Here is a 22,340-nt window from a genome sequence, read left to right on the forward strand (position 1 = left end):
TTTATAGTAAATTTTTGAAATTTTTAAAGCTACTTTCAAGTGAAACTTTTTTTTCTAGTGTTTTCAAAAAATCTTTTTTTGTCATTTCTTTAGCACCCATAAATTTTAAATGCTCATTAGGCACTTGACAATCTATTAAAAAATCATATGGTTTTAAAAGCTCACAAAGTCTTATTAGGGCTACTTTTGAGGCATCTTTTTTAAGACTTATCATACTTTCACCAAAAAATATTTTACCTATTATAAGTCCGTATAAACCGCCGATTAAAACATCATTTTCATAAACTTCAACACTATGAGCTAAATTTTGCTCAAAAAGCTTTGTATAAACTTGTATAAATTCTTGACTTATCCAAGTTTTTTTTCTTTTTGCGCAATGACTTATAAGCGAGTTAAAATCAAAATTAAGTCTTATTTCATAAGTTTTTAAAGATTTTTTTATGCTTTTTTGTATGCGCACTTCATCAGGTAAAAGCACCATTCTAGGAGAAGGACACCACCAAGTAACAGGATTGCTAGTCCATGGAAAAAGCCCTAAGCTATAAGCATGAGGTATAAAATCTACTTCTAGTTTTTCACTAATAAAAACAGGCGCATCATCAGGGCTTTTTAAAAGTTTAGAATACAAATTCAATTTTTTCATTTTTGGAAAGTTTGAGTTTTAATTTACCACCATTTTTTAATTTTCCAAATAAAATTTCATCACTTAATCTCTCGCCTAATTCTTCGGCAATAATGCGTTTTAATAATCTTACTCCAAATTCTTTATTATTAGTTTTTTTAGCAAGAAATTCTTTTACTTTTTTATCAGCTTCCATGGTGATGTTGTTTAAATTTTTTGCCATTAAATCTAGTTCTTTTTGAACGATTTGTTCTAAAATTTCTTGACTTAAGTCATTAAAATGAATGATTTTATCTATACGGTTGATAAATTCAGGTGCGAAGAAATCTTTTATGGCTTTATTACTTTTTTCTTTATCACTGCTTAAAAAACCAAGTTCATTACTTTCTTTGAGACCTAAATTTGAAGTCATAATGATAATAGTATTTTTAAAATCAGCTTTTAATCCACTATTATCTGTTAAACTTGCATTATCAAAAATTTGTAAAAAGGTATTAGTTAAATCAGGATGAGCTTTTTCTATCTCATCAAATAAGACTACGCTAAATGGATTTTTTCTAATACTATTACTAAGCAAGCCGCCATCTTCATAGCCCACATAACCTGCTGAAGTTCCTATGAGTTTGCTCACATCATGTTTTTGCGAGTATTCACTCATGTCAAATCTTTCAAGATTAAGGTTTAAAATTTGTGCTAAATTTTTTGCAAGTTCGGTTTTACCAACTCCACTTGAACCGGTAAATAAAAACACGCCTTTTGGGGTATTTTTGCCTTTTAACCCCGCATAGCTTTGTTTTAAAATAGAACACAAAGCTTTAATGGCTTCATCTTGTCCAAAAATATTTTGCTTTAAGTTTTGCTCTAAATTTTTTAAGATTTTACCTTGATCACTTTCATAAATTTTATGAGAATGTGTCATTCTTGCTAAAGTATTTTCTAAATCTTTTATTTTTACTATTTTTTTACTTTTTTTATCTTCTAAAGCAAAGCTTGCGCCAAGTTCATCAATTAAATCAATTGCACTATCGGGTAAAAATTTATCATGTAAAAATTGTTTTGCTAGTTTTATACTTGTTTGTAAAATTTCATCACTGATTTTGATTTTGTGAAAATTTTCATATTTGCTTTTTAAGCCTTGCAAGATCAAAAAACACTCTTCTTCGCTTGGCTCATCTATATCAATTTTTGCAAATCTTCTACTTAGAGCTTTGTTTTTATCAAAGGTATTTTTGTATTCTATGAAAGTAGTTGCACCTATGCATTTGATGTTGCCATTACTTAATGCAGGTTTTAATAAATTTGACATATCTGCATGACTTTCATTGCTTGCGCCGGTTCCTACTATGGTGTGAATTTCATCTATAAATAAAATAGCATTAGGGATATTTTCTAATTCTTTAATGATATCTTTTAACCTTTTTTCAAAATCACCCCTATATTTTGTCCCCGAAAGCAAGCTTGTCATATCAAGGCTATAAATTTTTGAGTTTTTTAAATGTTTTGGCACTTTTTCCTCAGCTATAGCTAGTGCTAGTCCATCTATAATGGCACTTTTACCAACACCTGGTTCACCAACTAAAATAGGATTATTTTTCTTACGACGGCTTAGAATTTGCATCATTCTTTCAAGTTCAAATTTTCTACCTATAACAGGATCTATTTTGCCTTTTTTTGCAAGTTCAACTAGCTCTATGGTATGGGTTTTTAAATTTTCAAATTCAGCATTTTGTAACAATTCTTTTATTTTTTCTTCTTCTATTAGGTGTTTTTTTAAGATATTATAAGAATAAGCTTTTTCTTCTTTGCAAAGTGCGATGATAAAATCAATCACACTTGTTTGATTTTTTGCATTTAGCTTGTGTAATATATTTTCCAAGATCACAGAAAAAATAGGTTCTATTTCTTTTTTTAAAATTTCATTATTTTTAGCTAGATAATTTTTTAATTCATTTTCAAAGCCTTGTAAATCACCATCTCCGATTTCTTCAAGTAGATTTTTAAAATCATTGCTAAGCTTAACTAAAGCAAAAAGCAAATGCTCACAAGTGATAAATTCATGATGATTGATAAAGCTTAAATGTCTTGCATTTGGTATAAATGAGTCAATCAATTCTTTATATTTCATTGTTCTTCTATCCTTGTTTGGAGTGGAAAATCCTTATTTTTCGCTGCCATGTCAACTTGCTGTTTTTTGCTAAGTGCAATTTCTTCTGTGTATATGCCACAAACTCCGCTTCCTTGATGATGGATTTCAAGCATAATTGCACTTGCTTTTTCAAAATCATGATGAAAAATATTCATTAAAATTTCAATTACAAAATCCATGGTGGTAATATCATCATTTAAAAGCAAAACCTTAAACATTTTAGGTTCTGCTAGTTTTTGTTGTTCTAAAATTTCATTTTTTAGACTCATTTAATATCCTAGTAATATCTTCTTGCATAATCTCAGTAGAAACTTTTCCAAGATAATATTTCACATAACTTTTTGAGTCTTTATTCCAAAAATCTGTTAGATCTTGATAATTTCCATCTTTTAAAACTACTTTAAAAGGAAGTTGTTCCATGCTTTGATAGTTGATATCTTTTAATGCTTGTGCAACAATTCTATCATTTTCTTTAGAATTGCTTAAGAAATAATACGCCCCATATTTAATGGCAAAATCTTTTACAGCTTGATCGCTAACATTTTCAAAATGACTTAGTCCTACGATGATAAAATTGTCAGCATTTTTTTGCCACAAACTTGTTAGATGAGTGGCTTCTTCTTGACAAGGTGTGCAAAAGGTTCCAAAAAAATCAAACATTAAAATTTTACCCTCTTCACCTTTTACTACAAAACCATTTTGTGTTCTTACTAGGGTTTTCTCGCCACCATTGACACTTTTTAAAAGAATTTCATCACCCATTTTATACTCAGCAAATGCAAATTCATTTTCGATTTTTTCTTCACTTGAGCAAGCATTTATTAAAAATGCAAAAGCAAATGTAAAAAACAAATAAGTAAATTTTTTCATCAAAATCCTTTTTTAATAATGATTTTTCATAGCAGCTCTTGCTTCAAGATCTGCTTGTTTTTTCTTTAAGCTTTCTCTTTTATCGTGTAAGTTTTTTCCTTTGGCTAAGGCTATTAAGACTTTTGCTTTATTTTTTTCATTAAAATAAAGTTCTAATGGCACTATAGTAAAGCCTTGGGTGCTAATTTTACCAAAAAGCCTATCGATTTGCTTTTTATGCATTAAAAGTTTTCGCGCACCTTTTTCATCATGCTTATAAAAAGAATGTGTAGTGCTAAGATGAGAAATATGAGCATTAAGTAAGAAAATTTCACCTTTGATAATACGCACAAAAGAATCTTTCAAATTTGCTCTACTAGCTCTTAATGCCACTACTTCAGAACCTTTTAAAACAATACCTGCTTCAAATTTTTCCAAAATTTCATAATCAAAAAAAGCTTTTTTGTTTTTTACTATAGTTTTTTTCATCATTTAGCCTTAAAAACTCCACTTCCACTTCCACTTAAAAAATAAGCCTCATTAAGAAAAGTTTGCATTTTAGGATAAATTTTTACACAAGGAGCAAATAAGTCGTTTAAATCAGTATTTTTATACTCTAAAATTTCACTTGTTTTAAGTGTTTTAAGTGTTTTAGACAAATTTAAATTCGCTGTTAAATCATATGAACTTTCATCAAAAGCTTTATATACTTTTGCGCTTGAGCATTCAATAGATGGAAAAGTAAAATCAAGTTGGCTAAAATCATCTTCAAAATATTCTACAATCTCGCCACACCCGCTAACATTTGCACTATCATATCCGCTTAAAAAAAAGATTAAATCAGAGCCAAGTTTTTGGCAGATTTGTTTAAGTTGTTGTTGATTGAGTTTTAAATTTAAAGTTTCGTTGATCATTAATAAAAATGCAACCGCATCAGTGCTACTTCCTCCAAGACCTCCACCTATGGGAATGTTTTTGGTAAGCTTTAAACTTTTGTCTTTAAAAAATTCATTTAATTCATTAGAAAATCCTAAATTTTCTAATTCTTTATAAGCTTTGTGTATGATGGTATCTTGGGTAAAATTTCCAGTGATTTCAAACCCTTCTTTGATTTTTTCATCGCTAAAGCTTAACTCATCAAAAATATCTTTTAATAAAACAAAGCGTGATTGTAATAAATGATAAGATCTTGAGTCAATTCCTATGATTTTTAAAAAAATATTAGCTTTTGCGTAAGCTTTCATTTTTTAAGCTTTTTACTCAGATCGTCAAGTTTTATCGTTTCATCACTAATTGCATGTAAATTTTCACTTTTTACTTGCTCGATAAGCTCTTTGCGTAGTATCATTAAAGACTTTGGAGCTTCGATGCCTATTTTAGCATAGCCTTTGCCTGTTTGAACTACTTTGATTTCTATATCATCTCCGATTTTTATACTTTCATTTTCTTTTCTTGATAAAATTAACATTTTAATACCTTATTTAAATAATATTGCACTTGATTATCTTGGATAGAAATGATAGAAAAAAAATCTTTTTCTTCTAAAATATAGCTACCTTCTTCTTGAATTTCCAAATCGTCCAAAAATATTTTTTGTCCATTGTGTAATTTTCGGGGATATTTTATCGTATTTTTTCTAAGATTTAAATAAGCTAAAGGATTTAACTCTTTTTCATTCTCATAAAAAAACCCTCCCTCGCTTAAACGCTCTAATGAGCTTAGTGTGGCTTTAATACCAAGTTTTCTAGCAAATAATTCACAATAAGAGCGTATATAAGAACCCTCACTAACTGCTATTTCTATGGTTAAAAAGGGATGGCTATAGTGTAAAATTTTAGTATAAAAAATTTCCATAATACAAGGCTTTAAATTGACTTCAAAACCTCTTTTTGCAAGCTCATAAGAGCGCACCCCATCTATTTTTTTTGCACAAAATGCGGGTGGGGTGTAGGTGATTTTACCTAAAAGTTCATTTTTAATTTGTTCTAAAACTTTCTCTTCAAAAGCATTTATAAGATTGATTTCTTTGATATTTTGATTATCAAGGCTTAGTGAATGCGCGCCTAGCCAAAGTGTTGCTTTATAAACTTTTGGATTTTTATCAAAAAAACGAAAAAGTTTTGTGTATTGATCAAAGGCTATAAGTAAAACACCTTTTGCAAAAGGATCAAGTGTTCCTGAAAAACCTGCTTTTTTATTTTTATATTTTTTCTTGAGTTTGCCTAAAAAAGCATTAGAACTCATACCGCTTGGTTTGTAAGCTACAAAAAGTTTATTCATATTACTTTTTCCACAAAACTTGACATTATCATTCTTTCTATGCCTCCAAAATTAATCGTGAGTTTTTCTTCAGCACCTATTTTACTTACCCCAGTGACTCTGCCTATGCCAAAAATTTTATGTTTGATTAGATCGCCTTTTTTGTAGCAATTTTTTTGATGATCTAGTGTTAATTCTTTTTTGATTACATTACTCTCGCCAAAAAATCTACTTTTTTCTAATCTTGTGCGACTTCCTTTATAAAATCTAGAATTAGCATAACTTAAATAAAGTTTTTTCTTGGCTCTAGTGATTGCTACATAGGCAAGTCTTCTTTCTTCTTCTATATTGCTTGATTCGCTAGTGAGTGGGAAAAATCCTTCTTCTAAACCTATGATAAAAACATAATCAAACTCAAGTCCTTTGCTTGCATGAATACTCATAATACAAATACTTTCTTTATCAAGTCCATCTTGCTCATTAAGTAAAGAAATTTCATTTAAAATATCATCTAAGCCATTATAATTTCCATGAGTAATTTTATCTTTTAAATTAGCATAAAGTTCATCTATATTTAAAAGTTTATCTTCGCCCTCTGGATTATCTTTGTAAAATTCTTTGATTTTAAATTCTTCTTCTAAGGCTAAAATCATTGCAAGCAAATCATCTTTTTCTTTAATTTTGTGTATGCTTAGTATGAATTTTTCTAACTCTTTGTCTGTTTTTTTACTAAAAAAACCACTTCCTTGCAAAGCACATAGACTTTCAAATAAAGACAAATGATTTTCTTTAGCATAATTTTCTAGCTTTTCTAAACTTGCATTACCAAAGTTTCTTTTAGGGCGGTTGATAATGCGTTTAAAAGAATAATCATCATTTAAATTTGAAAGCAATCTTAAATAAGAAATAATATCTTTAATTTCAGCTCTTTCATAAAAACGAATTCCACTTAGCAATTTAAAAGGAATTTTTTCTTTGCTAAAAGCTTCTTCAAGAGCACGAGATAGGGCATTTACTCTATAAAGTATGGCTATTTCACTAGGATTAATCCCCGAGTTTAAAAGTTTTGAAACTTCTCTTGCAACCTTAAAACTTTCAATTTTTTCATCATCATTTTGTAAAATTGTAATTTCTTCGCCCTCATCTTTGGTACAAATCAAAGTTTTTCCTAGTCTTTTTCTATTATGCTCTATAAGCTCATTTGCAGCTTGCAAAATAGTGCTAGTTGAGCGATAATTTTGCTCTAGTTTGACTAATTTTACATTGTTAAATTGTTCTTTGAAATTTAAGATATTTTCTATTTTAGCTCCACGCCAACCATAAATACTTTGATCATCATCACCCACCACGCAAATGTTTTCATGAGACACGCAAAGTTTTTTTAGAATTTGATATTGTAAGGCATTGGTATCTTGATACTCATCTACTGTTATATAAGTATATTTTTGACTTTGCTCTTGTGCAAATTGTTCATCTTCTAAAATTTTATTAGTTAGCATGAGTAAATCATCAAAATCCATGAAATTATTTTGGATTAAAAAATGCTCATATTGCTCATATAAATGAATGATTTCTTCGTAATTTTTGTTTTTTTCATCTTTTAAAAATTCTAATTCTTTGCGTATTTCTTGAGCGCTTTTGCTTTGATTTTTAAAATTTGAAATATAAGCACCTATGCTTGCTAAAGAGCTTTGCAAATTTTCGCTAGCTAAATCTTTTAGTATTTTCTTTTTATCATCTGTATCAATAATGACAAAATTATTTGCTCTATTAATTCTTTCGCTATAAAGTCTTAAAAATAACAAACCAAATTTATGAAAAGTACATAAAAGGGGATTATGTAAATTTTGATCTTGTAAAAGTGCTAAGGCTCTTGTTTTCATTACATTAGCAGCTTTATTTGTAAAGGTTAGCGTGAGGGTATTTTGCGCAGGAATACCTACATGATCGATTAAATAGGCAAGTCTAGTGGTAATGGTTTTAGTCTTTCCACTACCTGCACCTGCTAGTATCAGCATAGCTCCATCAATATGCATGATAGCTTCTTTTTGGCTATCATTTAAACCTTCAAAAAAACTCATTTTTTAAATAAATCTTTATTGTTGGGATTATTTAAAAAAGCATTCATAGATTTTTCTTTTAATTTTTGATCATTTTGCTTTTTGAAATAGTTTGAAAAATTAACAAAAATGATATTATCTTCAACTTGAATTTGAGTAATTGCCCCTAAATCCACTTTCACAAAGGTTGCAAAATCATCAGGCCCAAAACCTGCGTGAAATTCTATATGCTCATTTGTTAAAACTATGGATTTAAAAGTATAACCACCAAGTGCAAAAAGACAATAAGGATTTTTACTCACTACATCTAATTCTGATGGTAAAGGAGGTTCGAGTGTAACAAATTTAGTATTTACAATGATATTAAACTCAATATCTTCTTGGATTAAAATTTGCAAACATTCATAAATGCTTTTTTGCATTAAAGTTATAAAATTTTTATTATTTAAAATTTTATCAATCATTGCTTAGCCTTAAAAATTCATCTACTAGTATCCTAACTTGCTCTAAGCCTATATTCCAAAATTCATCACTTTCTATATCAAAGCCAAACATAGCTACAAGTTCTTTTGGGCTTTTGCTTCCCCCACTACTTAAAAACTCAATATAAATTGAAGTAAAATTAGAGCATTTGCCACTTTTATATAGACCATAGAGTGCTAAAACTAAAAGTTGTGCATAAGCATAAGCATAGCAGTAAAATGGAGAGTGTATAAAATGTGGTATATAAGAATACCAAAGGCCATAATTTTTGGTTAAAACTACGCTATCTTGAAACATTTTTCTTGATTCTTCAAGCCAAATTTCACTTAGTTCTTGCGCGCTTAGCTCTTCTTTTTTAGCATGAAATCTGCGTTCAAAAGTAGTAAAATTAATTTGTCTATAAAGAGTAGCAAAAATATCTTCAATTTTTGCTGCATATAAAGATAAAAGCTCTTCTTTGTCTAAATTTTCTTTAATATAATCAAAAATCAACATTTCTGCAAACACTGAAGCAGTTTCTGCTGTAGTTAACGGTGTATCTTGATTTAAAAAACTTACTTTATAAGAAAGTTTTTGATGTATAGTGTGGCCTAGCTCATGTGCTAGGGTGAAAAGATCGCGTCTTTGATTGGTATAGTTTAAAAGTATGAAAGGATGACTTAGCGGCGTGCTTGAGTGAGAAAATGCTCCACTTTGTTTAAATTCTTTAGGATAGATATCAATCCAATTATTCTCAAAAGCTTCTTTTGCTATCATATAAAAATCTTTAGAAAATTTTTCAAAGGCTTTTAAAACTATATCCTTTCCTTGATCAAAATCAACTTGCATTTCTTTTCCAATAGGTGCATAACGATCATAATCTTTTAACTTTTTATACCCTAGAATTTTTTTCTTTGCATTATAAAATTTAGAAACAATATCAAAGCTATTCTCGCTAGCACTAATAAGCGCATCAACACTTTTTTTAGAAATTTGATTTCTTATATGTCTTGGGGTTTCTGGACTTTCATAAGATCTTAACTCACAAATATTAGCAAGTTCACTTTTAATCATATTAAAAATATATACTAAAAGCTTGTTTTGTTTTTTTAAAGTTTTGCTAAAGCATTTTGAAGCTTTTTTTCTAATGCTTCTATCTTTATCATAAAGCTTGCTTAGAATTTCTTCCTCACTTAATTTTTGTCCTTCAAAATTAAATTTTAAAGCACTAAAGGTTTCATCAAATAATCTTGCAAATGCATTTGAACCTGTACTTGATAGAGTTAGGATAACTCTTTCTTCTTTTTTAGAAAGATTGTGTTTTTTGTGTTTGATAAGATTATTTAAATAAAACTCATAATCTTTGCAAAATGTGATGAAAGTTTTACTTTTTTCTTCTTTTAACTCGCAAAATTCAAGTTCAAAAAATAAAAGATTTTCTTCTATTTTTTTACTTAAATTTTCATATTTTGCATAAAAAGCACCTTTGGTAGTATCTTGAGCAAAATTTAAATACACATAGGTTAGTATGTGAGAAAGTTTTAAGATTAATTCTTCATAGTTTTTTAAAGCTTGCAAGAATTGCTCATTGCTTAAACTATGAAGATTATTTTCATATTGTTTTTTAAATTCACAAGCTTCATCTTGGGTTTTTTGTAAAAAAAGATTTAATTCTTGCTCATCTTTAAATAATGTACTTAAGTTCCAATTTTGCATGATTTTAGCTTTCTAAAATGAGTTTTTTTAATACAGCCATTCTAATGGCAACACCATTTTTAACTTGAGTTAAAACCTTACATCTTTTATCAGCCATTACTTCATCGCTAATATCGATATTTCTATGTACAGGACCAGGATGTAAGATAATGAGATTTTTATCTTTTATTAAATCTTTGCTAATACAAAAATCATTTGCATAATCTTTAAGCGATGCATAGGTTGGAATATTGTGTCTTTCAGTTTGTGTTCTAAGACTCATGATAATATCTACATCATCAATAACTTCTTTTAGTTTATTTGTTTTTTTAATAGGATAATTTGGCATAAAATGAGGCGGAGCCACTAGGGTAATGTCTATACCAAAACGAGGCAATAATTCTAAATTTGAAGCAGCAACGCGTGAGTTTTTAATATCTCCTACTATTGCTATTTTTTTACTTTTAACATTACAATCAAAATGCTCCATTATAGTAAAAAGATCAAGTAAAGCTTGGGTAGGATGAGAGTGTTTACCATCACCTCCATTAACTATAGGACAATGAGTATAATTTGCTAAAGTATGAGGCACACCTGAGTTTTTGTGTCTAACTACAATAGCACTTGGTGCCATTGCATCTAAATTCGCAGCAGTATCAAAAAGTGTTTCACCTTTGCTTGAACTACTTCTTGAAACATCTAATTTTAAAACTTTAGCACCTAGTCTTCTTGCGGCTGTTTCAAAGCTTGATTGAGTGCGTGTTGAATTTTCAAAGAAAATTGTTGTAACACTTTTTCCTTCTAAAAATGTGCGCGGTTTTTCATCCAAAAATTCTTTTGCTTCTTTAAATAAAGCCAAGATTTCATCATTGTTAAAATCTTTTGTAGTAATTAAATGCCTCATAAGTCCTCCTTAAATTTTTAAATTAAGCTCATTATCTGAACAAATAGCACTAAATAAAACATCTGTTGAGCTATTTAATGCAGTTTCAACACTATCTTGGATAACCCCTATGATAAAACCAACCGCAACTACTTGCATAGCTATGTCATAATCAATATTAAACAAAGAGCAAGCAAGTGGTATAAGTAAGAGTGAACCCCCAGCAACCCCGCTAGCTCCACAAGCTGCAAATGCAGCTAAAACACTCAAAAGCATAGCTTGTAAAAAATTTATTTCAATACCTACTGTGTGAGCTGCCGCAAGACTTAATATGGCGATAGTTACAGCTGCCCCTGCCATATTAATCGTAGCACCTAGTGGAATAGAAATGCTATATAGATTATTGTTGATATTTAATTTGGAGCAAAGTGCCATATTTACAGGAATATTTGCTGCAGAACTTCTTGTAAAAAATGCAAAAACAGCACTATGTTTTAAACAAATAAAAATCAAAGGATAAGGATTTTTCTTTGTATAAGCAAAGACAATTAAAGCATTAATCACAAAAGCTACAAAAAACATAGTCAAAACTAAAATTATTAATAATTTAATATAACTAAAAAGTCCTGCTGCACCTGTTTGAGCAACTGAATTAGCCACAAGTCCAAAAATTCCAAAAGGAGCAAGCTTGACTATAAATTTAACGATTTTTAATACACCCTCGTTTATATCAGTAAAAAGTTGTTTTGCATCATTAGAGCAATGTCTTAGAGCAAAACCTCCACCAATAGCCCAAGCTAATATGCTTAAATAATTTCCTGAAGATAAGGCATGGATCGGATTGTCTACTACTTGAAAAAGTAAGGTTTTAAATACTTCGCCTATATGCGCAGGGCTTGTAGTGGAAGCTTTTTCAACATTGGTTAATACTAATTCTACAGGAAAGATAAAACTTATACTAACTGCGCTTAAAGAAGCTAAAAAGGTTCCAAAAATATACAAGAAAATAATGTGTTTTATTTTCTCACTTCCATGATTAAATTCTTTTGTGCAAATGGTTGTTAAAATTAAAATAAAAACTAAAATTGGCGCTATAGCTTTTAACGCACCTGTAAATAAAGCACCAAAAATATTTGCAAAAATAGCTAAATCTTTAGAAAAAATACCTACTAAAATTCCTAAAACAATACCTATGCAAATTTGTAAAATAAGATTTCCATCTTTATAGCGTTTGATTGCATAAGAAAATAAACTCATTTCTTACCTTTTTTGTAGTGATAAATTTAAATTTATTCTAGCAAAGTAAAGCTTAAATAAGCTTTTTGATTTTTAAGTTAGCTTATGTTATTATATTTTAGAAAATTTTTAATTTAACGAAAAAGATGATGCAAGGAATATAAAATATGTATTTATTTACTTCTGAAGTTGTTAGTGCAGGACATCCTGATAAATGTGCTGATATTATAGCTGATTCTATAGTTGATGCCTTTTTAACTCATGATAAAGACTCAAGGGTTGCTAGTGAAGTTTTTGTAGCAGGAAATAAAGTAGTAATTGGTGGTGAGATTAAATCAAAATATAAATTAGAAAAACAAGATTATGAAAATATTGTAAAAAAAGCTCTAGCAGATATTGGTTACAATGGAAATCCGCATTTTAGCAAAAAACAATGTTTACACCCTGATGATTTAAATGTAATGGTATTTTTAAATGAGCAAAGTCCTGACATCAATCAAGGTGTTGATCAAGAAGATGGAGAGATTGGAGCAGGTGATCAAGGTATAATGTTTGGTTTTGCAAGCAATGAAGCAAAAGAATATATGCCAGCAGCTATTTCTTATGCTAGAATGCTTTGTGATAAAGTATATGAGTTTGCAAAAAACAATCCTGATAAACTTGGAGTAGATATTAAAACTCAAGTTACAATTGATTATGCAAATAAAGAAAATTTTGAAAATTGCAAACCTCAAAGTATCCATACTATTGTAGTTTCAGCTCCTTGTGTTGAAAGTATGAAAATAGAAGATTTAAGAGCTTTGGTGATGGATTTGATTTTGGATTCAAATTTACCAAAAGAGCTTTTTTGTCCAGAAAAAACAAGAATTTTAATCAACCCAACGGGAAAATATGTAAATCACAGCTCACTACATGATAGTGGTTTAACAGGAAGAAAACTCATAGTAGATAGCTTTGGTGGCTATGCTCCAATAGGAGGTGGTGCACAATCTTCTAAAGACTATACTAAGGTTGATAGAAGTGGACTTTATGCTGCAAGATGGCTTGCTAAAAATATCGTAGCAGCAGGGCTTGCTAAAAAATGTATAGTACAACTTTCTTATGCTATAGGTGTGGCTAAACCAACTTCTGTAAGTGTGGATTGCATGGGAACAAATACAAGATTAGATGATGATATTTTAAGTGATTTTGTGATGAAAACTTTCCCATTAACTCCAAATTGGATTAAAAATAAATTCAATCTTGATAAACCAAGTAAAGATACTTTCATGTATGCTGATGTAGCTGCTCGTGGTCAAGTGGGGCAGGCTGATTATCCTTGGGAAAAATTAGACGCACTTGATGAATTTAAGGCATTATAAAATGAAGCTTTTAAGCTTCATTTTGCTTTAAAAGTTTTTCTTTTATCTTTAAAATCAATACTTCTTTTGGCTTAATTACTGCATTTTCTTTTCCATTAACTGCATGATATATACTTACATTATAATTATTTGCATAAAAACGCATTAGAAAATTTTGTAATTTATACTCACTTGAAAAATTAAACCAAGCATTGTTTGAAATAGCGATGATGATTTTTGAGTGTTTGTAAAGTTTTTCTTTTGTAGCTTCAAAGCAGATAGCATTAGTGATGAGCTGGTTATTTAGAGTGTATTGATTTAATTCTTTTCCTTTTGAAAATTCATCAATATTTAAAAGATATTTTTTAAAAAAGTTTTTAAATATAGGAATTTCTTCTCCAAAAGGTACAAGATAATGTTTGTTAAAAACTTGTATGTTGCCATTATTAAATACATAAGTACTATTGTATAGATGATTAGGTGTAGTGCTTATAGCGCCTATGATGATGATGATTTGTTCTGATAAATCTTTTAAGGCTTGTAAATAACTTGGTGCTTTATTTAATGCAAAAGCAAAAGCAGTTTCAGGAAAAATAATTGCTTCTTTACCTTCTTTTATAGCCTTGTTGATTTGATAAAATATATCTTTAGAATGAGTTTGTAAATTTTCTTGTATGAATTTTTGATCTTGAGAGATATTAGTTTGGATTAATTTATAGTCTAAATTTAGTGTTTGTGATTGTTTTTGATTATATTGAGCTCCGATTAGAATAAGGATTAGAATAATTGCTATTTTATAATATCTTGAAATATATTTTTCATAATAAAAATAAGCAATCAAAAACATAGCTATAATACCTTGGTAACTTGCATCAAAGATTCCATATACACTTAAAACACCCCAATTTAGCCAATCAAAGCCAAAAGGATGAATAAAACAAAGTAAAAAAATTCCACAAAGCCTTAAAAAATCATATTTAAGAAAAAAACATATAAAAAACAAAAATCCATAAATTAATCCAATTAAGATAATTTCTAAAGGAATTAAATAAGCTAAATTAAAATAAATTGATGATAAACCTATCCACCAAAACCATAAAATTCCTATAAAAAAACCGGTGTAAAAATACCCTGCTTTACTTTTGTTTCTTAGTAATAAAATTAAACCATATATGCTTAAAAATGGTGAGATAAATTCGAAAAGTAAATTTTCAAAAAAAGAAAAATAAATAAAATTTGACAATAAAAGTGCAGAAAAAAAGGCTTTTATTATTTTAAAAGTGGTAGAATTAGAATTTATGAACTTAAAAAAAAGGGGAAGAAATGGCAGAAAACGGAAATATTTGGACTTCATTGTTGCCTCTCATTGTGCTTTTTGCGATTTTTTATTTTTTGGTTATTAGACCACAACAAAAACAAGCAAAAGACCATAAATTGATGGTTTCATCTTTAGAAAAAGGAGATAAAATCATCACAAATGGTGGGATAATTTGCGAGGTGGTAAAACCAGAAGAGGATTTTATCAAAGTTAAGCTTAATGATGAAAATGTAGTTGTAAAAATTTCTAGAGATTTTATAGCAAAGAAAATTGATGCGTAGTGGAAAAATTACTTATAGAAGTATTATTTTCTTTGCAGTTTTTCTTATAGGGCTTGTTTTTTCTATACCTTCTTTTATGCAAACCCAAAGTGGTGCTAAGATTAACCTAGGACTTGATTTGCAAGGTGGTTTGCATATGTTATTAGGTGTAGAAGTAGAAGAGGCGGTTAAGTCAAAGGTTAAATCCATAGCCTCTTCTCTTAGTTATTCTATCAATAAAGAAGATATTATTGTTGATAAAATCAAAGTAAATGATACTAGTATTGAATTTAGTTTATTGGATGAAAATGATGTAGCTAAGGTTGATTTATTATTAAAAGACATTAAAGGCTTGGCTATTACACACGAAAATTTACACTACACACTTTCTTTAACCCAAGAAGAAATTAAATTAACTCATGAACAAGCTATTTTGCAAGCTGTAGAAACAATTAGAAATAGACTTGATCAATTTGGTCTTGCAGAGCCAAATGTAGCAAGATCAGGTGAGGATAAAATTTTAGTCGAACTTCCAGGTATTAAAACTGCTGCAGATGAGGCTAGAGCTAGAGAACTTATCGCAAAAGCTGCACATTTACAATTAATGGAAGTAGATGATGTTAGAATGGATCAGGTAAATAATCTTACTCCAGCTCAAGCTGCTGAATATGGAGATTTAATTTTTGAAGATGCAAAAAATCCTCAAATTAAATATCTAGTAAAATCTATACCTATTCTTGATGGTTCTATGCTAACAGATGCAAAAGTAGGTTTTGCGCAAAGTAATAATCTTCCTGTTATTAATTTTACCTTAAATTCAGAAGGTGCTAAAAAATTTGGAGACTATACAGGAAATAATGTAGGCAAACGCTTAGCTATAGTTTTAGATAATAAAGTATATTCAGCTCCAAGAATTAATGAAAGAATAGGTGGAGGTAGTGGTCAAATTAGTGGTAGCTTTACTGTTGAAGAAGCTCATGATGTGGCCATTGCTTTAAGAAGTGGGGCGCTTTTAGCACCAGTTAAAATGCTTGAAAAAAGAAGTGTTGGACCATCTTTGGGTGCTGATAGTATTAAAATGAGTATGATAGCCCTAGCAGGTGCTTCTATATTAGTTATTGCATTTATGGTGATGTATTATGGTATAGCAGGAATTTTTGCTAATATTGCTTTAGTGGCAAATATTTTAGTGATTATTGCTGTAATGGCTATGTTTGGTGCAACCTTAACTTTACCTGGTATGGCAGGACTTGTACTGACTGTGGGTATGGCAGTAGATTCTAATGTTATTATTAATGAAAGAATTAGGGAGTTATTGCGAGAAGGTGCTAGCATAAGGCAAAGTGTTGAAAATGGTTATAAGCATGCAATGAGCGCGATTTTAGATTCTAACATTACTTCGCTTATTACTTCAGTGGTACTTTATGCTTATGGAACAGGTGCGGTAAAAGGTTTTGCGGTGACTTTAAGCATTGGAATCTTAGTTTCAATGATTACTTCTATTGTTGGAACTCATGGTATGTTTGAAATGTTTATGAACCGTATGGAAAAAAGCAATAACACAAGATTATGGTTTGGATATAGGAGACCTTAATGCAATTTTTTAGTCAAAAACATATTTATGATTTTATGAGAATGAGATTTGCAGCCATCTCTTTGTCTTTTATTTTATTTTTTGGTTCTATTTTTATCCTTTTTACTAAGGGTTTGAATTTTGGTATTGATTTTACCGGTGGAACTTTGGTACAGCTTCAATATGAGCAAAAAGCACCCTTGGCTGAAATTCGTAAAGCTTTATCTATAAATGAAAATTTAAAAGGAGCTAGTGTTACCGAATTTGGTAGTGCTAATGAAGTTATTATTCGCTTTTCAGGAAGTAGCGATAGCTTGGGAAGTGATATTGGAGTAAGTATTGCAAATTTGTTAAAAGATACAGGTAAATTTGAAGTGCGCCGCGTGGATGTAGTAGGTCCAAAAGTAGGAGATGAACTGCGTAACAAAGGTCTTATGGCGGTTGGAATTTCTTTGATTGCTATTTTGATTTATTTGGCAGTGAGATTTGAATGGCGTTTTGCTATGGCTTCTATTGTGTGTGAAATTCATGATATAGTCATTACTTTAGGCGCTATTGCATTATTTGAAATAGATGTAAATTTAGATATTTTGGCGGCTGTTTTAACTGTGCTTGGATATTCTTTAAATGATACGATTATTATTTTTGATAGGATTAGAGAAGGTGTTAAAACAAGTAAAAATTCAAAACTTGATTTAATTATTAATGAATCAGTTTCTGCAACTTTATCAAGAACTACTTTAACAACAGGTTTAACTTTAATCACTGTTGTAGTGCTTTATTTCTTTGGTGGATCTATGATAGAAGGTTTTGCTCTAACTATGATAGTGGGTATTGTGGCAGGTACTGCAAGTTCTATATTTGTAGCAAGTCCAGCACTTTTATGGTTTAAATTTAGTGTTACGCAGTATCGTCAAAAAGAATTAGAAAAAGTAAAGAAAAAACAAGAAAAAGAGAAATTAAGAGCGATGTATGAAAAAGGAACGGTGTAAAAATGAATTGGGGTAAGGTTATTTATATCTTTTTTGCTCTAATGAGCTTAACTACAACCGCAGGATTTTTATATGATCAAAATGAAGTTGCATTATTTATTGCAGCTTGTGTGAATTTAATTTCTACTTTATTGAAAATTGGAGTTAGAAATTTCTTAGCAGCTGAATTATTTGCTAGTTCTTTAGTGGCTGATTTGCATTTAATTCCAGCTTTTGCTTTAATACAAATTAATCCAGAAGCTAATATTATGGTTTATACTTTAGCAATTGGTGCTTTGATAGCTAATATCTTTTCAATGATTTTAGTTATAGTTGATTCAGTAAAAAGTCAAGAAGAAAATTAGGAGTTAAAATGGCATATGAGGCAGGTAAAATAGAAAAAAAATGGCAAAAAATTTGGCAAGAAAAAGAATATTTTGAGCCAAAAGATGATTTTTCTTTACCAAAAAAATACATTTTATCTATGTTTCCATATCCAAGTGGTAGAATTCATATGGGGCATGTGAGAAACTATAGCATAGGTGATGCTATGGCTAGATATTATAGAAAAAAAGGTTTTAATGTCTTACATCCTATAGGTTTTGATAGTTTTGGTATGCCTGCTGAAAATGCTGCGATAAAACACGGTATTCATCCTAAGAAATGGACTTATGAAAATATTGATTATATGCAAAATGAACTTGCTTCTTTGGGCTTTTCCTTTTCTAAAAAAAGAATGTTTGCTACTTCTGATCCTTTATATACTAAATTTGAGCAAGAATTTTTCATTAAAATGTATGAAAAAGGACTTGTTTATACTAAAGAAGCTGAAGTTAATTGGTGTGAGAATGATAAAACAGTCTTAGCAAATGAGCAAGTTGAAGATGGCAAATGTTGGCGTTGTGGACATGAAGTCATTAGAAAAAAAATGCCAGGATATTATGTAAAAATTACCGCTTATGCAGATGAATTATTGCAAGATCTTAAAAAATTAGAAAGAAAATGGCCAAGTCAGGTTTTGACTATGCAAGAAAATTGGATAGGTAAAAGCACAGGGCTTAGTTTTGATTTTGATATAGAAGAAAATGATAAAATCAGTTCAAAAAAGATCAATGTTTTTACAACAAGAGCTGAGACTATTTATGGAGTGTCTTATATTGCTTTAGCACCTGATCATGAAATAGTAAACGAATTAATTGATAAAAAATTACTAGATCAAGATACTATTATAAAAATTCAAAATATACAAAATCAAACACCCCGCCAAAGACAAGCTGCACCAAAAGAAGGATATTTTTTAAATCTTCATGTAATCCATCCACTAAGTAAAGAAAAAATTCCTTTATGGGTAGCTAATTTTGTTTTAAGTGATTATGGTAGTGGGGCTGTTATGAGTGTGCCTGCTCATGATGAAAGAGATTATGAGTTTGCAAAAACTTATAATTTAGCTATAAAAAAAGTAATTTATAAAGATGAAAATGACGCACAATGCTACACTTTAAAAGAAGGTGTTTTAACTAATAGTGGCGAATTTGATCAATTAGAATGTAATGATGCTAGAGAAAAAATTAGTTTAAAAATTGAATCTTTGGGTATTGGTAAAAAGGTTACCAATTTTAAAATTCGTGATTGGGGTGTTTCTAGACAAAGATATTGGGGTGCTCCTATACCAATGATTAAGTGTAATTCTTGTGGCATAGTTCCTCAAAAAATAGAAAATTTACCTATTACCTTGCCTGAAGATGTGATTATAAATGGAGAGGGAAATCCACTTGATAAGCATGAAATATGGAAAGAGTGCATTTGTCCAAAATGTGGCAAAAAAGCACAAAAAGAAAGCGATACTTTAGATACTTTCTTTGAAAGTTCTTGGTATTTTGCGCGTTTTGCAAGTGATGATAAAACATGGCAAGAAAAAGCGGTAGATGAAAAAAGTGTTAATTATTGGATGAATGTTGATGAATATATTGGCGGGATTGAACATGCGATATTGCATTTACTCTATGCTAGATTTTTCCAAAAAGCACTTAGAGATTTGGGTTATTTAAAAGATGATGAGCCTTTTAATAGACTTTTAACCCAAGGAATGGTCACTAAAGATGGTGCTAAGATGAGTAAATCTAAGGGCAATGTAGTTGATCCTGATTATATTATAGAAAAATATGGAGCAGATAGTGCAAGATTGTTTATATTGTTTGCTGCACCACCTGCTAAAGAACTTGAATGGAACGATAGTGCGCTAGAGGGTGCGTTTAAATTTATCAATAGGCTTTATGAAAAGGCTATGAGTTTAGAATGTGGAAAATTACAAGAAATTGATCATCAAAGTTTAAATAAAGAAGAAAAATATGCTAGATTAAAAGTATATGAAGCTTTGAAAAAATCTTTTGAAGTTTATGAAGAAAGTTTTGCCTTTAATACCTTAATAGCTGCATGTATGGAAGCTTTAAATGCCTTAAATGCTATAAATCATAAAGAAGTTTTAAAAGAAGCTTTTTATATTATTTTAAATATTTTAGAGCCTATTATCCCTCATGTTTGTTTTGAGCTTAGCGAGCATTTGTTTAAATGTGAAAATTTTAAAGTATTAAAAATAAAAGAAGAAGTTTTTGTAAAAGATAGTTTTAATATAGCTATTAGTGTTAATGGTAAAAAAAGAGCACAGATTGAAATAAATTCAGATGCTAAAGAAGATGAGATTTTAGCTTTGGCTAAAGAAAATGTTGCAAAATGGCTAGAAGGAAAAACCATTGTAAAAGAAATTTATATTGATAAGAAATTGGTAAATTTGGTGGTTAAATGAAAAAATATTTAATATCTTTTTTTGCTTTTTTTATTATATCTTGTGGATATATCCCATCATCTCAAATGGCAAGTAGGGTTTTGGGTGAAAATGTATTTTTGAAAATCAATATTAGTAAACAAGATCCCGAAAATAGTGTTTATATAACAGATATTTTAAGAGAAGCTATGCTTAATAAGCTTGGCAGAAAAGTCACAGATGAGCATAATGCAGATAGTTCTATTATAGTTACGATGAAAAAGTTAGAATTTCATCCTATGGTGTATGATAGAAATGGTTATGTAGTTAATTATAAAGCAGAGCTTTACTTGGAATTTCTTATGCGTTATAAAAATGGTAAAGAAGAAGTTGTAAATACCAAGGGAAGTTATAATTTTGATATTAATCCAAATTCTATTATTAGCGATCAAGCTAGATTTGAAGCAATTAAAAATGCATCAAGTGAAGCTTTTGATGAATTTGTTTCTATCATAGCTATTAGGGGTTATAAATAAATGGCAAGTCATATCAATGAGATTGCAAAAGAAACATTGATAAAATTAAAAGAGCGTAAGTTGCATCCAACTCCTGAAAATTATAGTGAGGTGTTTGAAGAATGTGCTAAAAAAGCGGGGGTGATGAGTTTTAATAAAGCAAGGATAGAAAAATATACTAATCTTTTAGATGATATTTATAAGCAAGAGCTAAAAGGAAAAAGTATTCGAACTATTGATGAGTTTTTGATGTTTTTAGTTTCTAGGCTTAATAGGCAAGTAAGTAGAAAATATGAAGATGTTTATGCTTTGCTTGATTTGATTGTGCAACAGCTTAGTATTAGCAAAGATAAAAAAATCAAAGAATTAGCAAAAATTACTCAACACAGATTATCTCAAGCTATGGATTTAGAAACCATATATCTTTTAAGGGCTAAATGGAGAGAGCTTGAAAAATCTTATGAGGATTATGAGCTTTTAAAAAAATTAGAAGAATTTAATATTCGAGCGTTTTTGGATTTTCACACTTTAGTTGAAAAACTCATTGTTATGTTAAAGGAGAGATCTTATGAGAAGCAGGCTGAACTTTTACTAGCTTCTTTGGAGTCTTTGTTTGGAGTAAGTAAAGAGCTTGAGCAGTTTAAGCAAAATTTAAAAGAAAATCCTAAATTAATTGCCAGGAAAGAATTTGCACATGAGTATTATTTAATGTTGCAAAAAAAAGAAGCAACAGATAAATATTATATACAAAAAAACCTTTCTTTTTTTAATCAGCACTTAGAAAGCTTAAATGAAATGGTATCAAAGCTTTATGATAACAGCCAAGAAGATGTGAAATTTATTAATGCTTTAACTAAAGATGAAAATGGTAATGTTCAAATTAATTTTGATACACTAAAAGATAAACTTTTGTATGCAAACGAGCAAATAGCGCAAATTAAAACTCAAATTCAAGCTACAAGTGACGATGAGCAAAGAGAGCAGTGGAGTCTTGCTCAAGAACTTAAAAAACTTGATGAAAACTATAAGCTTTATGCTGTTAATTATGCATTATGTTTTTTTAAAATTAATAATATAGAGCATGTTATTAATGTCTATGGTGTTGATAGCTTTAAGGCAATTAGTGGAAAGTTTAAAAAGATACTTAAAGATTTATGTAAAGATATGGGTGAAATTTGGATTTTAGATGAAAGTTCTTATTTGGTTATACTTCCGGGTAAAAATTTAGAAAGTGCTCAGATTTTTATAGAAAAAGCCTTAAAGCTTATAGATGATTATAAATTTATTTATAAAGAAGAAGTAGTTAAACTTATTTTATCATCTTCTTACATAGAAAAAAAAGAATTTCCAGATGGCGATATTTTAAAAGAATTAATCCAAAAAGCTTAGC

Annotated in this window: 22 protein-coding genes; 8 read left to right on the forward strand and 14 right to left on the reverse strand. The window is 29.4% G+C overall.

Annotated elements, in window-relative coordinates; translation table 11 throughout:
* Window position 1 precedes the first annotated feature (1 nt).
* Genes aat through sstT form a run of 13 tightly spaced genes read right to left on the reverse strand, consistent with a single transcriptional unit; the run spans window position 2 to window position 12,233 of the window.
* On the reverse strand, window positions 2-643 hold the full coding sequence (aat, locus tag CAMP5063_RS02270; RefSeq protein ID WP_337194740.1) for a leucyl/phenylalanyl-tRNA--protein transferase: 642 nt from the start codon (window positions 641-643) through the stop codon (window positions 2-4).
* Window positions 618-2,747, reverse strand: coding sequence for an AAA family ATPase (locus tag CAMP5063_RS02275; protein WP_133318694.1), 2,130 nt, complete (start codon window positions 2,745-2,747; stop codon window positions 618-620). Before CAMP5063_RS02275 ends, aat begins: the two co-directional genes overlap by 26 nt.
* Window positions 2,744-3,037, reverse strand: a complete 294-nt coding sequence (locus CAMP5063_RS02280) for an ATP-dependent Clp protease adaptor ClpS (RefSeq protein ID WP_263660137.1) — start codon at window positions 3,035-3,037, stop codon at window positions 2,744-2,746. The genes CAMP5063_RS02275 and CAMP5063_RS02280 overlap by 4 nt, the downstream gene beginning before the upstream one ends.
* Entirely contained in the window at window positions 3,021-3,638 is a 618-nt protein-coding gene (locus CAMP5063_RS02285) for a TlpA family protein disulfide reductase (RefSeq protein ID WP_337194741.1), read from the reverse strand. Before CAMP5063_RS02285 ends, CAMP5063_RS02280 begins: the two co-directional genes overlap by 17 nt.
* Before the next feature lie 12 nt (window positions 3,639-3,650).
* Window positions 3,651-4,106: an SsrA-binding protein SmpB gene (gene smpB / locus CAMP5063_RS02290; RefSeq protein WP_039668585.1), complete on the reverse strand. Its 456-nt coding sequence runs from the start codon at window positions 4,104-4,106 to the stop codon at window positions 3,651-3,653.
* Complete coding sequence (locus tag CAMP5063_RS02295) at window positions 4,106-4,861, reverse strand: 4-(cytidine 5'-diphospho)-2-C-methyl-D-erythritol kinase (protein WP_337194742.1); 756 nt, start codon at window positions 4,859-4,861, stop codon at window positions 4,106-4,108. Before CAMP5063_RS02295 ends, smpB begins: the two co-directional genes overlap by 1 nt.
* A complete protein-coding gene (gene csrA / locus CAMP5063_RS02300) occupies window positions 4,858-5,085 on the reverse strand; it encodes a carbon storage regulator CsrA (RefSeq protein WP_012661763.1) in 228 nt (75 codons plus the stop codon). Before csrA ends, CAMP5063_RS02295 begins: the two co-directional genes overlap by 4 nt.
* Window positions 5,079-5,897 carry a tRNA pseudouridine(55) synthase TruB gene (gene truB, locus CAMP5063_RS02305; protein ID WP_337194743.1) on the reverse strand — a complete coding sequence of 273 codons (819 nt, stop codon included), beginning with the start codon at window positions 5,895-5,897 and terminating at the stop codon, window positions 5,079-5,081. The genes csrA and truB overlap by 7 nt, the downstream gene beginning before the upstream one ends.
* Window positions 5,894-7,957, reverse strand: coding sequence for an ATP-dependent helicase (locus CAMP5063_RS02310; RefSeq protein ID WP_337194744.1), 2,064 nt, complete (start codon window positions 7,955-7,957; stop codon window positions 5,894-5,896). The genes truB and CAMP5063_RS02310 overlap by 4 nt, the downstream gene beginning before the upstream one ends.
* Entirely contained in the window at window positions 7,954-8,400 is a 447-nt protein-coding gene (locus tag CAMP5063_RS02315) for a hypothetical protein (RefSeq protein ID WP_263661833.1), read from the reverse strand. The genes CAMP5063_RS02310 and CAMP5063_RS02315 overlap by 4 nt, the downstream gene beginning before the upstream one ends.
* Entirely contained in the window at window positions 8,393-10,114 is a 1,722-nt protein-coding gene (locus CAMP5063_RS02320) for a M3 family oligoendopeptidase (protein ID WP_337194745.1), read from the reverse strand. Before CAMP5063_RS02320 ends, CAMP5063_RS02315 begins: the two co-directional genes overlap by 8 nt.
* A gap of 4 nt (window positions 10,115-10,118) precedes the next feature.
* The gene (locus tag CAMP5063_RS02325) at window positions 10,119-10,997 is read right to left on the reverse strand and encodes an aspartate carbamoyltransferase catalytic subunit (protein ID WP_337194746.1); all 879 of its coding nucleotides are present in this window, start codon (window positions 10,995-10,997) and stop codon (window positions 10,119-10,121) included.
* Between the two features lie 9 nt (window positions 10,998-11,006).
* Window positions 11,007-12,233, reverse strand: a complete 1,227-nt coding sequence (gene sstT / locus CAMP5063_RS02330) for a serine/threonine transporter SstT (RefSeq protein WP_337194747.1) — start codon at window positions 12,231-12,233, stop codon at window positions 11,007-11,009.
* 146 nt (window positions 12,234-12,379) lie between these two features.
* On the opposite strand from sstT, the gene metK reads away from it, so the two are divergent.
* Window positions 12,380-13,573, forward strand: a complete 1,194-nt coding sequence (metK, locus tag CAMP5063_RS02335; RefSeq protein WP_337194748.1) for a methionine adenosyltransferase — start codon at window positions 12,380-12,382, stop codon at window positions 13,571-13,573.
* Window positions 13,574-13,583: 10 nt separating this feature from the next.
* On the opposite strand, the gene CAMP5063_RS02340 is transcribed toward metK, so the two are convergent.
* A complete protein-coding gene (locus CAMP5063_RS02340) occupies window positions 13,584-14,906 on the reverse strand; it encodes an apolipoprotein N-acyltransferase (RefSeq protein ID WP_337194749.1) in 1,323 nt (440 codons plus the stop codon).
* Here CAMP5063_RS02340 and yajC point away from each other — a divergent pair.
* The 7 genes from yajC to CAMP5063_RS02375 are packed head-to-tail and all read left to right on the forward strand — an operon-like array spanning window position 14,876 to window position 22,339.
* Window positions 14,876-15,151, forward strand: coding sequence for a preprotein translocase subunit YajC (gene yajC, locus CAMP5063_RS02345; RefSeq protein WP_039618686.1), 276 nt, complete (start codon window positions 14,876-14,878; stop codon window positions 15,149-15,151). The genes CAMP5063_RS02340 and yajC overlap by 31 nt on opposite strands.
* Window positions 15,144-16,724: a protein translocase subunit SecD gene (gene secD / locus CAMP5063_RS02350; protein WP_263737197.1), complete on the forward strand. Its 1,581-nt coding sequence runs from the start codon at window positions 15,144-15,146 to the stop codon at window positions 16,722-16,724. The genes yajC and secD overlap by 8 nt, the downstream gene beginning before the upstream one ends.
* Window positions 16,724-17,695 carry a protein translocase subunit SecF gene (secF, locus tag CAMP5063_RS02355; protein ID WP_220566868.1) on the forward strand — a complete coding sequence of 324 codons (972 nt, stop codon included), beginning with the start codon at window positions 16,724-16,726 and terminating at the stop codon, window positions 17,693-17,695. The genes secD and secF overlap by 1 nt, the downstream gene beginning before the upstream one ends.
* Window positions 17,696-17,697: 2 nt before the next feature.
* The gene (locus tag CAMP5063_RS02360; RefSeq protein ID WP_263665251.1) at window positions 17,698-18,039 is read left to right on the forward strand and encodes a DUF6394 family protein; all 342 of its coding nucleotides are present in this window, start codon (window positions 17,698-17,700) and stop codon (window positions 18,037-18,039) included.
* Between the two features lie 8 nt (window positions 18,040-18,047).
* On the forward strand, window positions 18,048-20,477 hold the full coding sequence (gene leuS, locus CAMP5063_RS02365; RefSeq protein ID WP_337194750.1) for a leucine--tRNA ligase: 2,430 nt from the start codon (window positions 18,048-18,050) through the stop codon (window positions 20,475-20,477).
* Entirely contained in the window at window positions 20,474-20,971 is a 498-nt protein-coding gene (gene lptE / locus CAMP5063_RS02370) for an LPS assembly lipoprotein LptE (protein WP_133318709.1), read from the forward strand. The genes leuS and lptE overlap by 4 nt, the downstream gene beginning before the upstream one ends.
* On the forward strand, window positions 20,972-22,339 hold the full coding sequence (locus CAMP5063_RS02375) for a hypothetical protein (protein ID WP_263709175.1): 1,368 nt from the start codon (window positions 20,972-20,974) through the stop codon (window positions 22,337-22,339). It begins immediately after the preceding gene.
* The last annotated feature ends 1 nt before the right edge of the window (window position 22,340 follow it).

The organism is Campylobacter sp. RM5063, assembly GCF_024723655.1.
Classification (GTDB): Bacteria; Campylobacterota; Campylobacteria; order Campylobacterales; family Campylobacteraceae; genus Campylobacter_D; species Campylobacter_D lari_D.

Excerpts from the sequence above, each read along its gene's own strand:
- aat (WP_337194740.1), bottom strand. The coding sequence starts at position 643 with ATGAAAAAATTGAATTTGTATTCTAAACTTTTAAAAAGCCCTGATGAT.
- CAMP5063_RS02275 (WP_133318694.1), bottom strand. The coding sequence starts at position 2,747 with ATGAAATATAAAGAATTGATTGACTCATTTATACCAAATGCAAGACAT.
- CAMP5063_RS02280 (WP_263660137.1), bottom strand. The coding sequence starts at position 3,037 with ATGAGTCTAAAAAATGAAATTTTAGAACAACAAAAACTAGCAGAACCT.
- CAMP5063_RS02285 (WP_337194741.1), bottom strand. The coding sequence starts at position 3,638 with ATGAAAAAATTTACTTATTTGTTTTTTACATTTGCTTTTGCATTTTTA.
- smpB (WP_039668585.1), bottom strand. The coding sequence starts at position 4,106 with ATGAAAAAAACTATAGTAAAAAACAAAAAAGCTTTTTTTGATTATGAA.
- CAMP5063_RS02295 (WP_337194742.1), bottom strand. The coding sequence starts at position 4,861 with ATGAAAGCTTACGCAAAAGCTAATATTTTTTTAAAAATCATAGGAATT.
- csrA (WP_012661763.1), bottom strand. The coding sequence starts at position 5,085 with ATGTTAATTTTATCAAGAAAAGAAAATGAAAGTATAAAAATCGGAGAT.
- truB (WP_337194743.1), bottom strand. The coding sequence starts at position 5,897 with ATGAATAAACTTTTTGTAGCTTACAAACCAAGCGGTATGAGTTCTAAT.
- CAMP5063_RS02310 (WP_337194744.1), bottom strand. The coding sequence starts at position 7,957 with ATGAGTTTTTTTGAAGGTTTAAATGATAGCCAAAAAGAAGCTATCATG.
- CAMP5063_RS02315 (WP_263661833.1), bottom strand. The coding sequence starts at position 8,400 with ATGATTGATAAAATTTTAAATAATAAAAATTTTATAACTTTAATGCAA.
- CAMP5063_RS02320 (WP_337194745.1), bottom strand. The coding sequence starts at position 10,114 with ATGCAAAATTGGAACTTAAGTACATTATTTAAAGATGAGCAAGAATTA.
- CAMP5063_RS02325 (WP_337194746.1), bottom strand. The coding sequence starts at position 10,997 with ATGAGGCATTTAATTACTACAAAAGATTTTAACAATGATGAAATCTTG.
- sstT (WP_337194747.1), bottom strand. The coding sequence starts at position 12,233 with ATGAGTTTATTTTCTTATGCAATCAAACGCTATAAAGATGGAAATCTT.
- metK (WP_337194748.1), top strand. The coding sequence starts at position 12,380 with ATGTATTTATTTACTTCTGAAGTTGTTAGTGCAGGACATCCTGATAAA.
- yajC (WP_039618686.1), top strand. The coding sequence starts at position 14,876 with ATGGCAGAAAACGGAAATATTTGGACTTCATTGTTGCCTCTCATTGTG.
- CAMP5063_RS02340 (WP_337194749.1), bottom strand. The coding sequence starts at position 14,906 with ATGAAGTCCAAATATTTCCGTTTTCTGCCATTTCTTCCCCTTTTTTTT.
- secD (WP_263737197.1), top strand. The coding sequence starts at position 15,144 with ATGCGTAGTGGAAAAATTACTTATAGAAGTATTATTTTCTTTGCAGTT.
- secF (WP_220566868.1), top strand. The coding sequence starts at position 16,724 with ATGCAATTTTTTAGTCAAAAACATATTTATGATTTTATGAGAATGAGA.
- CAMP5063_RS02360 (WP_263665251.1), top strand. The coding sequence starts at position 17,698 with ATGAATTGGGGTAAGGTTATTTATATCTTTTTTGCTCTAATGAGCTTA.
- leuS (WP_337194750.1), top strand. The coding sequence starts at position 18,048 with ATGGCATATGAGGCAGGTAAAATAGAAAAAAAATGGCAAAAAATTTGG.
- lptE (WP_133318709.1), top strand. The coding sequence starts at position 20,474 with ATGAAAAAATATTTAATATCTTTTTTTGCTTTTTTTATTATATCTTGT.
- CAMP5063_RS02375 (WP_263709175.1), top strand. The coding sequence starts at position 20,972 with ATGGCAAGTCATATCAATGAGATTGCAAAAGAAACATTGATAAAATTA.